General features: G+C 61.4%; 11 protein-coding genes. 9 read left to right on the plus strand and 2 right to left on the minus strand.

The features are described 5' to 3' along the window. The first annotated feature begins 5 nt into the window (after positions 1 to 5). The 3 genes from KM135_RS17005 (at position 6) to KM135_RS17015 (ending at position 3,459) form a co-directional block, all read left to right on the plus strand. Positions 6 to 1,037 (plus strand): AraC family transcriptional regulator, encoded by a 1,032-nt coding sequence (locus KM135_RS17005; RefSeq protein ID WP_221715237.1) that lies wholly within the window; start codon positions 6 to 8, stop codon positions 1,035 to 1,037. Between the two features lie 149 nt (positions 1,038 to 1,186). Beyond that, entirely contained in the window at positions 1,187 to 2,440 is a 1,254-nt protein-coding gene (locus KM135_RS17010; RefSeq protein ID WP_246606267.1) for an aspartate aminotransferase family protein, read from the plus strand. Beyond that, positions 2,437 to 3,459, plus strand: coding sequence for a phosphotransferase enzyme family protein (locus KM135_RS17015; RefSeq protein ID WP_221715239.1), 1,023 nt, complete (start codon positions 2,437 to 2,439; stop codon positions 3,457 to 3,459). The genes KM135_RS17010 and KM135_RS17015 overlap by 4 nt, the downstream gene beginning before the upstream one ends. Here the strand turns inward: KM135_RS17015 and KM135_RS17020 are convergent. Further along, on the minus strand, positions 3,362 to 4,156 hold the full coding sequence (locus tag KM135_RS17020; RefSeq protein WP_221715240.1) for a helix-turn-helix transcriptional regulator: 795 nt from the start codon (positions 4,154 to 4,156) through the stop codon (positions 3,362 to 3,364). The genes KM135_RS17015 and KM135_RS17020 overlap by 98 nt on opposite strands. 53 nt (positions 4,157 to 4,209) lie before the next feature. Further along, positions 4,210 to 5,082 carry an SDR family oxidoreductase gene (locus KM135_RS17025; RefSeq protein ID WP_246606269.1) on the minus strand — a complete coding sequence of 291 codons (873 nt, stop codon included), beginning with the start codon at positions 5,080 to 5,082 and terminating at the stop codon, positions 4,210 to 4,212. Positions 5,083 to 5,181: 99 nt separating this feature from the next. Between KM135_RS17025 and KM135_RS17030 the strand changes: the two genes are divergently transcribed. The 6 genes from KM135_RS17030 to KM135_RS17055 all read left to right on the plus strand — a co-directional run bounded on the left by KM135_RS17030 (position 5,182) and on the right by KM135_RS17055 (position 14,513). Then, entirely contained in the window at positions 5,182 to 6,372 is a 1,191-nt protein-coding gene (locus KM135_RS17030) for an MFS transporter (RefSeq protein ID WP_221715241.1), read from the plus strand. Between the two features lie 91 nt (positions 6,373 to 6,463). Continuing rightward, positions 6,464 to 8,182: an amidohydrolase gene (locus KM135_RS17035; protein ID WP_221715242.1), complete on the plus strand. Its 1,719-nt coding sequence runs from the start codon at positions 6,464 to 6,466 to the stop codon at positions 8,180 to 8,182. A 33-nt stretch (positions 8,183 to 8,215) separates the two neighbouring features. Next, a complete protein-coding gene (locus KM135_RS17040; protein WP_246606272.1) occupies positions 8,216 to 9,784 on the plus strand; it encodes an aldehyde dehydrogenase family protein in 1,569 nt (522 codons plus the stop codon). 116 nt (positions 9,785 to 9,900) lie between these two features. Next, complete coding sequence (locus KM135_RS17045) at positions 9,901 to 11,208, plus strand: NAD(P)/FAD-dependent oxidoreductase (protein WP_221715243.1); 1,308 nt, start codon at positions 9,901 to 9,903, stop codon at positions 11,206 to 11,208. Between the two features lie 24 nt (positions 11,209 to 11,232). Continuing rightward, complete coding sequence (locus KM135_RS17050; RefSeq protein WP_221715244.1) at positions 11,233 to 11,592, plus strand: cupin domain-containing protein; 360 nt, start codon at positions 11,233 to 11,235, stop codon at positions 11,590 to 11,592. Between the two features lie 416 nt (positions 11,593 to 12,008). Beyond that, positions 12,009 to 14,513, plus strand: a complete 2,505-nt coding sequence (locus tag KM135_RS17055; RefSeq protein WP_221715245.1) for a TonB-dependent receptor — start codon at positions 12,009 to 12,011, stop codon at positions 14,511 to 14,513. Positions 14,514 to 14,731: the final 218 nt, after the last annotated feature.

The raw sequence follows: 14,731 nt of genomic DNA on the forward strand, positions 1-14,731 counted from the left end.
AGGCCATGCACCCGGTCACCCTGATTGCAATGGAGAGTGGCGCACCACAAATATCGATCGATATCCTCAACTATATCGTCGATTGGCTGGAGGCTAACGGCACCTGCACCGGGCCCATATTGGAGGCGGCAGGGATCAGTCGGACGGTGCTTATCTCGCGCGCCCCGTTCATCGATCTGGCCAGATATGTGCATTTCTTCGAACTCGCGGCCGAATGCTCGGCAAGTCCCAACCTCGGTCTCCATGCCGCCCGCTTCAAGGACCCCGGTAGCCTGAGCGCACTCGGCTATTTGTTCATGAGCGCGCCGACCCTGCTCGATGCCGTGCTTTACGTCTCGAACCATCTCAAGGCGCTGCAAGGGGGAACGGTCCATCGGGTTATCGCCACCCAAGGCTCCGTCCGGGTAGAATATCGCATCATCGATGATGGCATCGTTCACCGGCGGCAGGATGCCGAATATTCCATCGCGGCGATCGACAACCTCATCAAAATCTATTCCGATGGAAAGGTTCGCCCGCAAGAAGTGCATTTTGAGCATAGCCTCACCGGCCGCTACGGCAATTACTGGACGCATTTCGGCTGCGAGACATTCTTCGAGCAAGAGAGCAATGCGATCATCTACGCCCGGGACGGTTTTGAGATGCGAAGTCCCCTGCGCCAGGGCATGTTGACCAACATCATCGCCAACCATCTCGAAACGCTCGCGCGTGCCAGAACCGGGCAATATTCGACCAGCGATCAGGTACGGGAATTGATCGTGGCGGGCCTTCATTCGGAAACGCAGATCGCGGACCGGCTCGCAATCTCCGTTTCGACGCTCGCCCGCCGGTTGAAGGCCGAGGAAAAGCCCTTCCGGCATCTTCTGGCCGAGCATCGGATCTCCAACGCGAAGCGGATGCTCGCGACCTCGGACCGGACCATCGCCGACGTTGCGCTCGCGGTCGGTTATTCAGAGAGCGCGAGTTTCATCAGGGCTTTTCAGCAGCGTGTCGGATTGAGCCCCTCGCAATATCGCGAGGCGTCCGCGCATGATTGATCGGTGTTGCGCGACGATGTGCGGTTTTTCGCAAAGAACCAACTTTTGACCAATGTTCGCGTCCGCCACGGAGCGCCATCAACGGCCTGACAACGAGCAAAGACAGAGGCGACTTGATGCGCAGCAATGTTGATCTCCTGGGTCGCCGCATGACCGCATTCGGGCCGAACGCGCCGCTTTTCTACGATCGGCCCCTGGACCTCGTACGCGGCGAGGGCTGCTGGGTCTGGGACGCGGAGGGCACGAGATATCTCGATTGCTACAATAATGTGCCCCATGTCGGCCATTGCCACCCCCGCGTCACGCAGGCGCTCTGCGCACAGGCCGGTCGGATCAATGTGAGCACCCGCTATCTTCATGAAGCGATCCTCGACTATTCGGAGCGGCTCCTCGCCACGTTTCCTGTGGCGCTCGACCGGGCGGTATTCGTCTGCACCGGGACGGAGGCGAACGAGCTTGCCTTGCGGATAGCGCGGACGCAGAGCGGCCATAGCGGCGTCATCGTCAGCGATTTCAGCTATCATGGCAATTCGTCCGGACTTGCCGAAATCACCACTGGCCTTCCGCATCCCGAGCCATTTTCCGCGTCTGCCCGGGCCGTGGCTCTGCCCGATCCCTCCCGGTGGGACGGCTCATCGGAGGAGATGGTCCGTCACCATCTTGCCCTTGTCGATACCGCGATAGGATCGCTGCAGGAGGCAGGATATGGCGTGGCAGCCGTCTTGTTCGATACCGCCTTTTCGACAGAGGGGCTGCTCGACGTGCCCCCGGCTTATGTGCAGGGCGTTGCAGACCGGGTGCGGGAGGCCGGCGGCTTTTTCATTGCCGACGAAGTTCAAGCCGGCTTCGGGCGGATGGGCGATGCGATGTGGGGTTTCGAAGGCTTGGGTATCGTGCCGGACCTCGCCACCCTCGGCAAGCCCATGGGCAACGGTCATCCCATCGGCGCCGTGGTCACGAGGGCTGGGCTTGTCGATCAATTCACGAAGGATGCATTATATTTCAATACGTTCGGGGGAAATCCCGTCTCAGCTGCGGTGGGCCTCGCCGTCCTCGACGCTCTGGGCGAAGACCGGCTCGTCGAGCGCGCGCATGAGACCGGGCAGTATCTGCAGCAGCGCCTGTCAGACCTGTCGTCCCGTTTCTCGTGCATCGCCGATGTGCGTGGTCGGGGCCTGTTCGCCGCCGTCGAAATCATCGACTCCAAGACATTGCCCGATCCCGTCGCCTGCCGCGCCATCGTCAACGCGATGAGAGACCGGCATGTGTTGATCAGCCGGATCGGCCCCGCGGACAATATCCTCAAGATTCGTCCCCCCATGCCGTTCGGCATGGACGAGGTAGATCTCTTCATCGATGCGCTTGAAGCGACGCTTGCCGGACTCGATGGTGCCGCGCGATGACCGATTTCTATGACTGGTCGACGGACCGCCAGATCGCGGCGCTCGGTGAGCTGGCACGAACCGCGCTGACGCAATATCGGGGATGCTTCGCCCAGCCGGCGCTCATCAAATATCGCGAAAATGCTATCTTCAAGGTGACGCGGGACGATGGCGCGGTGTTCGCCCTGCGCATCCACCGTTATGGATATCATGATGATGCGGCGCTGGTGTCGGAATTGGCCTGGATGAATGCCCTGGCGTCCAGCGGTGTCGCGGTGCCGGATATTATCCGGAACGAACGGGGCGACCTGCTGACCTTCGCCCGGTCGCCGAGTATTGCCGAGCGTCGCCAGATCGACATGCTCAGCTGGCTCGACGGCGTCCCGCTTGCCGTTCTCGAACGGGGCGGTGCGCTCTCGGTGGCGCAGCGCCGCGCGCACTACCGCAAGGTCGGGGAATTGCTGGCGACGCTGCATGAACAGGCGGCCAACTGGACAATGCCAGCCGGCTTCTTGCGACCTGACTGGTTCGCGGAAGCGCTGGTAGGCGAAAATCCGCACTGGGGACGCTTCTGGGAGCTCGACAGGCTGACGACCGGCGAGCGGGCGCTCTTGGTGCGAGCGCGGGAGGCAGCCGCGAGTGCGCTCAAGTCCTTCCCGCAGACGGCGCACAATTCCGGGCTGATCCATGCCGATCTTCTCGCGGACAATGTGCTTGTCGATGGCGCTCAGGTGCGGCCGATCGATTTTGATGATTGCGGGTTTGGCTGGAACCTGTTCGATCTTGCAACCAGCATCTACTTCACGCGGGACGATGCCGATCATGATGGCCTAACAGACGCCCTCATAGCGGGCTATCGCACCGTGCGGGACCTGCCGGAAAGCGATCTCGACGCTCTGCCGCTATTCCTGTTGTTGCGTGCGACCACCTATCTCGGCTGGGTCAGCACGCGCGCCGAGACAGCGACCGCCCGCGAACTGGCTCCCATGCTGATTGAGCGATGCTGCAGGGAGGCCGAGGCATTTCTCTCTCGTCCGTAGCTGCTGCCTCGCGTCCCGCCATGAGCAATTTCGCGGTCAGGTCCGCGCGCGATGCAGCGCTCGTCTTCTCGAAGATGCTGACAAGATGCGCTTTGACCGTCGAGATGCTCACGTCGCACTGCTCTGAAATCTCCTTGTTGCTCAGCCCGCGAACGAGCAGCGCCGTGACCTCGCGTTCCCGCCGTGTCAGCGCCTTGATCAGTCCGGAGGATTCCCAGCTCATTTCCGGCTTTGCCTGATTGAAGCGATCACCGACGGCCAGCTGGAGCAGCGGCATCGTGCGCCGGAGCATCGCAAAATCGGCGGCGCGGAACATGCCGATCCTGTCATCCCGGAAAAGCCCGACGCCCGCCACGATCCGGCCACCGCTATCGCGAAAGAAGAGTTCGATCTCGTCGCAAAAGCCGTGCCCGCGCAGAAAACCTTCCTGATAGGGGCGGGGGTCGATCGAGCGATAAGCCTGATCGGCGGCGATGACGGTTTGCGTGTCGCCGTCATGACGGGCCGGGTGAAAGGGGTCCGTCATATGGAAGCGGCGGCGATAGTCGCGCAACTGCGCGAGAGGCATGCCGCTCAGCCTGTGCCAGATCGGGTTTCCCTGTTCGTCGACAGCGTAACAGCTCGCTCCGGCCAGCGGCAGAAGGTTGCGAATTGCCGCCAGAAAAGCTTCGGCAAAATCAGGATCGAACAGGCGCATTGCAGGACTTCCTCGCTGGCGATGATGGACCGCTGTCGACAAGGCGACGCCGGCTAGTCGAGCCGGTTTTCCGGCAGCAAGGCGCCGCCATCGACGATGATCGTCTGCCCCGTAATGAAGGCGGCTTGATCCGACGCCAGGAACAGCATGGCATAGGCGATGTCTTCGGGCTGGCCGAAGCGCTTGAGCGGAATGGCTGTCTGCATCCGGCTCAACCGAAAAGCGTCTCCGAGCGCATCCAACGCATCGGTCTGGATCAGCCCCGGCTCCACGCCGTTCACCGTTATGCCCTCCGCCGCGAACTCCATCGCGGCCGACCGGATGAACCCGTTCAGACCCGCCTTGGACGCTGCATAATGGGCGAGTCCGGGCAGGGCAACACGGGGACCCGTCACGGAGGAGGTGAAGAGCAGGCGCGGCGCGGGCGAGCGTCGCAAGTGCGGCAAGGCCCCCTTCGTCAGCCAGAAAGCCGATTTGAGGTTGATGGCCAGCGTTGCGTCGAGCGTGTCGTCTGCAAGATGTTCGATGGTTTCGGACGGGAAGATCGCGGCGTTATGCAGGAGAATGTCGAGGCCGCCAAAAGCGCCGGCAGCCTCTTCGATCAGGTCATGGCATGCGGAGGAGGAGCCAACATCGGCCGTCACGAGGCATGCCTCGCTGCCCATCGCCCTGATCCGGTCGACCGTTTCACGACCGGCTGCCTCGGTGCGCGTCGCCACGACGACCCGGGCGCCTGCCCACGCGAAAACCAGTGCGATCGCGCGCCCGATGCCACGTCCGGCGCCAGTGATCAGCGCGGTGCGGCCCGTCAGTTGAAATATGGCATCGCTCATGGCGTGTCCTTTCCCCAGCCCCTCGCTTGGCAATGCCCGAATGCTGGCCCCCGATTGACGACGACTCTGTCTCGCGACACGCTGGCGGGACAATGGCCGATTTGGCCAAGAAGGCATCGCCGGAGCTTCATAACCTCATGAAGATGGCTGCCGTGGCGAACCTCCAGAAGTCGGCAATCGGAAGGGACGGACTTGGGCGACGAGTTTGAGGCATTGACCGCTGATGGACGGCGTGACGGCGGATCTTCCTGGGCAGCCATCCTGCTCGGAACCATTGGCGTGCTGGGGTTCATCGTCCAGCCAGGTCTGGTCCAGGGCTTCGTCACCGAGCTGCGCGTGGACCCGGCCGTCGCCAATGATCTTGCCTTTCGCGAGATGCTCGGCATTGCCATCGCCACCATCCTCGCCACCCTGATCGGCGATCATGTATCATGGCGACTCCAAACTGCGGTCGCCCTGGTCGTGGCGAGCCTGGGCAATATCCTGTCCGCGCTCTCGCCGGAGCTGGAGATGCTGTTTCTCGCGAGGCTTCTCGCCGGCTTTGGCGCGGGATTTGTCATCTCGATCAGCTTCACCGTGATCGGGACGGGGCCGCGCCCGGAGCGAGGGCTTGGTCTCTATCTCGTGTCGCTGCTGACCTATGGTGCGATCGGTCTCTGGGCGATGCCCAGCGTTCTCGCCACATTCGGATTGCAGGCCATTTTCTGGGCCTGGGCAGTTGCAAGCGGGGCGGCGGTCTTCGCCGCCTTCGCGCTGCCCGCTGATATGCGGTCGCAAGGCCGGGGCGAGATCCATGCGACGCAGACCTTGAAGGACGCGCCTATCGTCATCATCCTGGCGTTCCTGCTGGGTGTCTTCGTCTATAATACGGCGGTCAGCATCGCCTGGGCCAATCTCTTCTTGATCGGGCTTGATGCCGGAATCGCGGAGCAGGACGTCGCCAACGCCTTGTTGATCTGCCAGTTCACGGCGATCGTCGGCGCATTGGCGGCAATGTCTCTGGCCGAGAAATTCTCAAGCATCGCTTCGGTCGTGGTCGGAACGTCGGGCGGGGCGGCCGTTCTCGCTCTTGTCTTGGGAGCACCGTCTTTCGCCCTGTTTCTCGCGACGGTGATCCTCTTCAACACGATCTGGAACTTCGCGATGCCCTTCATTCTGGGCCTCGCGCCAACGCTGACGGCGTCCGGCCGACTGATGTCGGTGGCTGTGGCGGTTCAGATGGCCGGCCTTGCTTTCGGCCCTTTGCTGGCCAGTGCGCTGCTGGGCGAAACCGAAGGATTTGAGACGATCAAATGGTTCGCCATCGCGCTGATGCTGGTCGCTCTGCTCCTGCTTGTTCCCGCGATGATTGACCGCCGCCGCCGCGCGAAGGGGGCCGCGTGATGTCTCCGCAGCTCGCTCGTCGCATCCTGTAGCCACTAGGCCGATGCCCGCTGGAGATTTTCGTAAGTCCAAAGCACTTTGGGAGGACAGAATGAAGTATAGATCACTGGCGCTGTTGGCATTGGCCGGAGCGGCCCTGCCGGGAATGGAGCACCGGGGAGCGGCGCAGTTCACGGCTGCGGCGGAGGTGAAGCCGATTATTGCCGACCTCATCGTCGAGGACGCGAAAATCTACACGCCGCAGGGCTGGGCAAGCGCCATGGCGATCGCCAAGGGCACGATCGTCGCCATCGGCGATGCGGCATCGCTCTCCAAGCATCGCGGCCCAAGCACGCAAGCGATCGACCTCGATGGAAAGCTGATCATCCCTGGCCTGCACGATATGCATGTCCACCCCTCCGGCGGCGGCATGGCGCAGTTTCGCTGCATGATCCCGCAAGGGGCAAATGCCAAGGCGTCGCTCGCCGTGATCGCGCAATGCGTCGCCAAGGCGAAGCCGGGCGAATGGATCGACGGCGGCGGCTATCAGAATGACAGTTTCGGCAAGACGCCGCCGACGATGAAACTGCTCGACAGCGTCTCGCCCGATAATCCGGTGCTGTTGCGGGACATTTCCGGCCACAGCGCCTGGGGCAATTCGCTGGCGTTCAAGGCCGCCGGCATCGTCGACAAGACGCCTGACCCCGAGGGCGGAATCATCGAGCGCGATCATGCCGGCAAGGCCACGGGCATTTTGCGCGAAAGTGCCGCAAATCTCGTGTCGCGCAACATTCCCGGGCCATCGCCGGAGCGCAGCGTCGAGGCGCTTGGCTGGGCACTGAATAATATGCTGGAATTCGGCATCACGGCTTTCGACGATGCCGGCGTCGCTCGCGGAACGGCGGAGGCTTATGCGAGCCTCGCCGACAGCGGGAAGCTCAAGCAGCGCGTGCGTGCCTGTCTCTGGGGGCAGGATGCCACCTTGATCACCGATCGCATGTTCTATGCGCGTGATCGTTTCTCCCCCTCCTGCGTGAAACTCGTTCTGGATGGCGTGCCGACCGACGGGCACACCGCAGCGATGCTGGACGCCTATGAACCGCATCATGCGGCGGCGGCGAGCGAGACCGATCGGGAGAAGGGGCTACTGCTCATCCCGCAGGATGAGCTCAACAAGCGCGTGACGCAGCTGGATCGCGCCGGCCTGACCGTCAAATTCCATGCTGCCGGCGATGCGGCGGTCCGGGCAGGTCTCGATGCGATCGAGGCGGCGCGCAAGAGTAATGGCGCGAGCGGCGCGATGCACAATGTCGGGCATAACAGCTTCGTCAACCTGTCGGACATTCAGCGCGGTGTCCGGATCGGCGCGGCCTTCGAATTCTCACCCTATATCTGGTACAATTCGCCGATCATCGCAGACATTCGCAAAGCGGTCGGCGAAGAGCGGATGAAGCGCTGGATTCCCATTAAGGATGCGCTCGATGCCGGTGCGATGGTCGTGCCCGGCTCCGACTGGAACGTCGTGCCGAGCGTCAATCCCTTCATCGCGATCGAAACCCTGGTCACGCGGCAGGTGCCGGGCGGCGGCGGCGAGGCTTTGGGCGAGGCGGAACGCATTACACTGCCCCAGGCAATCGACATCTTCACCCGCCAGTCTGCCCGTCAGATGAATTTCGACCATGCCACCGGCACGCTGGAACAAGGCAAGCTTGCCGATTTCATCGTACTCGATCGGGATATCTTCACAGTACCGATCACCGATGTTCACAACACCAAAGTGCTGATGACCTTCATCAATGGCGAGAAGGTCTATCAGGCGGCCCAGCGATAGGAGTGCGTGGGCTCGACGGGTGCTGGCCCGGGCATGGCGCCCGTCGAGCAGGATATGCGGCAGCGGACCAGCCGATGGCCCGCCGCACAAGATATTTGGAGGCTTAGGATGGGCTATTCCGGTCCGCACGAGATCGAATCCAGCGTCACGTCTTTTCTGGCGCGCGACCATGCATTGTTCATCGATGGACAGTTCGTCCGGGCGACGGGCACGGACCAGATCGCCGTTGACGATCCCGCGTCCGGAAAGGTGATTGCGCAGGTCTCGTCAGCAAGTTCTGCTGATGTGGATGCCGCCATATCCTCGGCGCACACAGCCTTCGAGGATGGCCGGTGGCGGAATCTGCGTCCGGCAGATCGTGAGCGTATCCTCCTTCGTCTCGCGGACCTTCTGGAAGCGCGCGCCGAAGCATTCGCCCAGTTGGAGACGCTCGAGCAGGGCAAGTCCATTCACATGTCGAGGGCGATCGAAGTAGGCGCATCGATAGAATGGATCCGCTATGCGGCCGGCCTTACCACCAAGATATCCGGCCGGACCTTCGACGTCTCGCTGCCCGGTGGCCCCACCAGATGGACGAGCTACACGCGGAGGGAGCCGGTCGGTGTCGTTGCCGGCATCGTGCCCTGGAATTTTCCGCTCATGATCGCCCTGTGGAAAGTCCTGCCCGCCCTGGCATCGGGCTGCAGCATCGTGCTCAAGCCATCGGAGATAACCCCTCTCACGGCCTTGTGGCTGGCCGAGCTGGCCCGGGAAGCCGGTGTTCCCGATGGTGTCTTCAATGTCGTCACGGGAGGCGGGGAGGTGGGCCGGTGGCTGTCTGTTCATCCGCTCGTAGCCAAGATCAGCTTCACGGGATCGACCGTGGCAGGCAAAGCCGTCGGCACCGCCGCGATCGACGGCATGAAGCGGTTTACCCTGGAACTGGGCGGCAAGAATCCCGCCATCGTGCTGGAGGATGCCATTCTCGACAAGGTCGTGCCGGGGTTGCTGACCGGGGGACTGCTGAACGGCGGCCAAGTGTGCGCGGCCGTCTCGCGCATCTATGTGACGCGCAATCGGTTCGATCCGCTCTGTGAAGCGCTGGAGGCCGCGATCCAGGCCATGGTCATGGGCAGCGGCATGGATCCGGCCGCACAACTGACCCCGCTGGCGTCGGCGACGCATCGCGCGAAAGTCGAGGCCTCCATCCAGCAAGCGGCCGAGGCTGGCGTGCTGATACGCCGCGGCGCGCAGGCGCCTGCCGAGGGACATTTCGTGTCGCCGGCATTGGTCATCGATCCTGACGAGAAAACGCCGCTCGCCCGGCAGGAAGTGTTTGGCCCGATCCTGAGCATCACGCCCGTGGAGAGCGAGGAAGAGGCTTTGCAGCGGGCCAATGACTCCACCTACGGGCTGGCGGCGAGCATCTGGACGCAGGATATCGACAAGGCGATGGCCATCTCCCAGCGCGTCCAGAGCGGGACCGTCTGGATCAACAGTCACGTCTTCATCGACCCCAACATGCCATTTGGGGGCATGAAAATGTCTGGCATCGGCCGAGACTTTGGATCGGCCTGGCTCGACGGTTATCTGGAAGAGAAGGCCGTCTGCATCGCGCATTGATGACCGGAATTGCCAAGCCACCTCATGCCGCTTCCTCCACCATGGCTGGGTAAACATATCTGGGCGGAGGGCGCCGACTTCATGTCGTTCGATCTCAGGCAATGGAAATCGGTTTGATGAATAAGCATCGGTCTCGCCTCGACGCAGTCAATTACTACACGGCCACCAGGAAATATGACGTTCAATATCCGCGCCTGACGCAGGATCTGGATGTCGATGTTGTCGTGATCGGCGGTGGCTTTTCCGGCGTCAACACGGCGCTGGAGCTGGCCGAAAAGGGCATTGCCAACATCGCGATCCTGGAGGCGCGCCATCTGGGCTATGGTGGGACCGGCCGCAACGGCGGTCAAGTCATGGCCGGGATCGGCCATGATATCGACGCGATGGAAAAGCATGTCGGGCCTGACGGCATGAACATATTGTTCCAGATCGCCAGCGAAGGGGCGGGCATTCTGCGGGCACGGGCCGAGAAATATGGCATCAATGCCGATGTCCATCGCGGTTACGGATATCTGGCCGTCAATCAGCGGCAGGCGCGCACGTTGCGAAAATGGGAGAAGGAATTTCGCGACGCCGAACCGGATGAAGATATTCAATATGTCGATGGCCCTGCTGTGCAGGGCATCGTCGGATCGGATGTCTATTGCGCCGCCATTCGCCATATGGGCGGCGGCCATGTTCACTCGCTGAACCTACTTCTGGGGGAGGCACGGGCGGCGGTCAGCCTGGGCGTGAAGATTTTCGAGAACAGCCCGGTCACCGCCGTGGAATATGGCGACACGATCATCGTGCGGACGAATGCCGGAATCGTGCGTGCCCGCAAATTGCTCTGGGCCTGCGACAGTTTTCTCGATGGTCTTGAGCCGGAAATCTCTTCCCGGACGATAAATACCTATTCCTTCCAGATCGCGACGGAACCCCTGTCCGACGCCGTCTGCGCGCAGATCAGCCCTTTTCGCGGCGCCTACTCCGACATCAGCCCGGTCATCAACTATTTTCGGGTGACGGCCGAGAACCGATTGCTGTTTGGATCGGCCACCCGGCTGGTCGAATATTTTCCGGCTGATTATGCCGCATGGAACCGTGATTTGCTGCGCGGCCTGTTCCCATATCTGGCCGATGTGAAGATCGACTATGCCTGGGGCGGCGCAATGGCGTGCAGCGCCAACCTCTTTCCGCAGATCGGCTCCTTGTCGCGCTGCCGCAACGCCTTCTTCGTACAGGGCTATTCGGGCTTCGGCGTCACGCCGTCCCATATCGTCTGCAAGGTGCTGGCCGAAGGTATATCGGAAGGTTCGGCGCGATACGATCTCATGAGTTCGATCCCCCATGCCAGAATCTTGGGACGCGACAAGGCCCGGCCGGCGATCATGACCGCAGCGAAGAGCTGGCACCAACTCAGCGGATTCTTCAACGGCCGTTAGCGGCCCTATCAGAAAGCAGTCAGAATGTTTGCAATCAAGCAAGGCGACCCTCTCCCGGAGCTCGACGCATGGGGTACCGTGGCCGATCTGGGATCCGAAATTCTAGAGGGCGATTGCCTCGCATTTGGTCGCATGGTGTACGGCACGCCCGACGCACCTCTGTCCTGCGCCTTCTTTGCCGTGACGAAAGGCAAGTTCGCGATGACTTATCCATTCACCGAACATGCCGTCGTGGTTGAAGGCCATCTCACACTCACCGATCAGAACGCGGGCGTGTCGACAAGCTATGGCCCTGGCGACGGCTGGTTCGTCGAAAAGGGCACTGCCGTGCTGTGGGAAATCCACAGCGAGCGGTTCACGAAAAACTATATCGCCATAGCCTGATCGATCGACTGCCGGGATGCCCCTCATCGCCGTCCGGGCAGGGCGGCGAATGACGGCGCATCTTCCTTTTGATCCGGAACAAGTCTCCGCCGAACGCCAGCTCTCGTCGTGCCTGGCGCCCTCCGTTTCGCGCCGCCTGCCGGCTAGGACGCAGGACCGTCGGCGGGCACGCTGTGCGCAGGATGCCTTGGTGGTGACGCGACGGATTTGAATCCTCAACAAGTTGTCCGCTTCTGCAAAGCATCGAGATGCGAACTTCCCGAACATGTCTCTCAATGTTGGAGGCGACCTGTCTCCACAGGCCGGGACAGCCCCGGTGAAACAGCCGGGCCAGAGAGCGCGGCTGAAAGTTCAGGTGAGTTGGCGGCAGCTCAATCCAAAAAGAGGGCCGGCGCCACGGGGAAGGGAGACGCAAGATGAAGCTCTATCCAGTAACAGCAAGACGCGCCTTGATCATGACGAGCGCGATGACAGCCTTGGCATGGTCGAACCTGGCTAATGCGCAGGACGTCGCAGGCGACACGTCGGATAGCGCCGGCGGCGCAGATATCGTGATCACGGCACAGCGGCAGTCGCAGGCCCTAAGCAAAGTGCCGATCAGCGTCGCGGCGTTTGATGAAAAGACGCTGGATCAACGGGGCGTCCGCAGCATCGACGACGTCTCGCAAATTTCGCCCGGCCTGACGCTGCAGCGATCAGATTCACGAAACGGTGCAGCCGCCCGCATCTCGATCCGCGGCATCAACTCGGCCGCCGGCGCCGCGACCACGGGCATCTATATCGACGATGTTCCGATCCAGGCGCGAAGCCTGGGCTATTCGAGCTTCAGCGTCTTCCCGCAAATTTTCGATCTGGAGCGTGTGGAGGTGCTGCGCGGGCCGCAGGGAACCTTGTTCGGTGCGGGTGCCGAAGGTGGCGCGGTTCGCTTCATTACGCCGGAGCCGTCGCTGACCTCCTTTAGCGTCTATGGTCGTGCCGAAATCGGTACAACCGAAAAAGGCGCCGAGAGCTGGGAAGTCGGCGCCGCCGTCGGCGGTCCCCTCATCGAGGACAAGATCGCCTTCCGGCTGAGCGCCTGGCATCGCCGCGACGGCGGCTTCGTCGACAGGATGCAATATGACCGGCCCCGCGGCGGTGGACCCTATATTTCTGCCTTCTTCCTCAGTCACCCCTATTTCCAGGCCGCCTTCCCCGGGGTGACGCCGATCGACGGTACGCCGCAGCCGACAACCGGCAAGGTGGTGGAGGCCGACTCCAATTATGTCGATACCGATATCGTCCGTGGCGCGATCCGCTTCAAGCCGACCGAAGAGCTCGATGTCACCGCTTCGCTTTTCTACCAGAACTCCTACGTCAATGACTCGAGCGCCTACTGGCTCAACCTTTCCAAGGTTACAGAGAATGACTTCATTCAGGGGAATAACCAAAGTCAGCCGAGCAGCGACGAGTTCTATATTCCCTCCCTGACCGTCGAATATGATGCCGGTCCCTTGACGATCACGTCGACCACATCCTTCTTCAAGCGCGATCAAAGCGCCTTCAATGACTATACCGCGTTCGAGCACTCGCTCTATTATGGTTCCTATCTCTCGAGCGTCGGTGACTCGACTGACGCCTATCAATTCAACGAGCAGGAGAATTTCACGCAGGAACTGCGCCTCCAGTCGAATGGGAATGGCCCACTGAATTGGATCGTCGGTTTCTTCTACACGAAGAATTTCCAGGAGGCCCGGCAGTATAACGACATCAGCACTGTGCCGGTGTCTTTCCCAACGGCCGGTTGCCCTGCCAGCCCGGTACCGCCGTTCATCGTGACGCCCCCCTTCTGTTATGGTGCGCCAGTGGCGGGTAGTGCCCGATCGCCGGTGACAGGTCAGGTGCTCGGCAACGCGCTCGACCCGATGACCCTGGACGAGACGCAAGCGGCGATCTTCGCCCAGATCGACTATGATGTTACCGAAAAACTGAAAGTGACGGCCGGCGTCCGCGTGGCGCAGACCGAAGTGGAAATCTCATTCAACAATTATGGACCGATCGTCGGACCTGTCCCCGTGACAGCTTTTGCCCAACAGAAGGAGACACCTGTCACGCCGAAATTCGGCGTCTCCTATCAGGCGACTCCCGATACAATGCTCTACGCGAGCGCGGCCAAGGGCTTTCGGACCGGTGGTGGTAATCCGCAGGTCGGCCAAGGTTGCAATCTCAATCTCGCGGCGCTTGGTTACTCGTCCTACAAGTCGGACAGTCTCTGGAGCTATGAGGTCGGTGCAAAGGGCAAATTCCTCAGCAACAAGTTGCAGGTCAATGCCAGCGGCTACTATGTGGACTGGAAGAATATTCAGCAGAATATCGGACTGCGTTGCGGCTTCCAGTTCGTCATCAATGGCGGTTCGGCGGTCAGCAAGGGCTTTGATGCCGAGCTCGCCTTGTGGGCGACCGACCAACTCCAGCTATCGACGGCGATCGGCTACAATCATACCGAGTTCCAGGCGAATGTCGCGAATGCCGGCGGTGCAGGCAATCTGCTCTCCAAGGGGGATCGCGTCGCGGGATCGCCATGGCAGGTGAGCAGCAGTGCGCTTTACGAATTTCCGATGGGCTCAAACAAGGCCTATGTCCGAGCAGATTGGCAGTATCTGTCCGGTTTCCCGGACAAGCAGATCGCTCTCAACCCATTGAACCTCGCGTCCTATAATCCGGCGCTGCGCGTTCAGCAGGGTTATCATCAGGTCAATCTGCGTATCGGCGCGACATTTGACCGGTTCGATATCTCGGTTTTCGCGAAGAACCTCTTCAACGCGCGCCCCGAAATCGGATTGGGCGAGTCTCCGACGCCATTCAGCGGCGCGGGGCCGAACCTGTTCCAAGCCGTGTCATTACGGCCGCGGACCATCGGTCTCACCTTGACCGGTCGCTACTGAAGATCGGGGTGAAAGGGGGCAACCATCGCCCCCTTTCATCTCAAGACATAGTTGCGGAGACATGCGCGCGCCTCTCCGCGCGATGAAAGTACTGAGGTCGAGTCAAGAGAACGCGAAGCAGCTTGGCGCGAAGCGGCACTATGTTGTTGCCCAGCCTGGCCGTTCGCCTCGAGGGGTGGTAAGGATTATTATCATAATTACAGTGACTTACTCAGTCA

The sequence above is a fragment of the Sphingobium xanthum genome (genome assembly GCF_019737615.1).
In the GTDB taxonomy this organism is placed as follows: domain Bacteria; phylum Pseudomonadota; class Alphaproteobacteria; order Sphingomonadales; family Sphingomonadaceae; genus Sphingobium; species Sphingobium xanthum.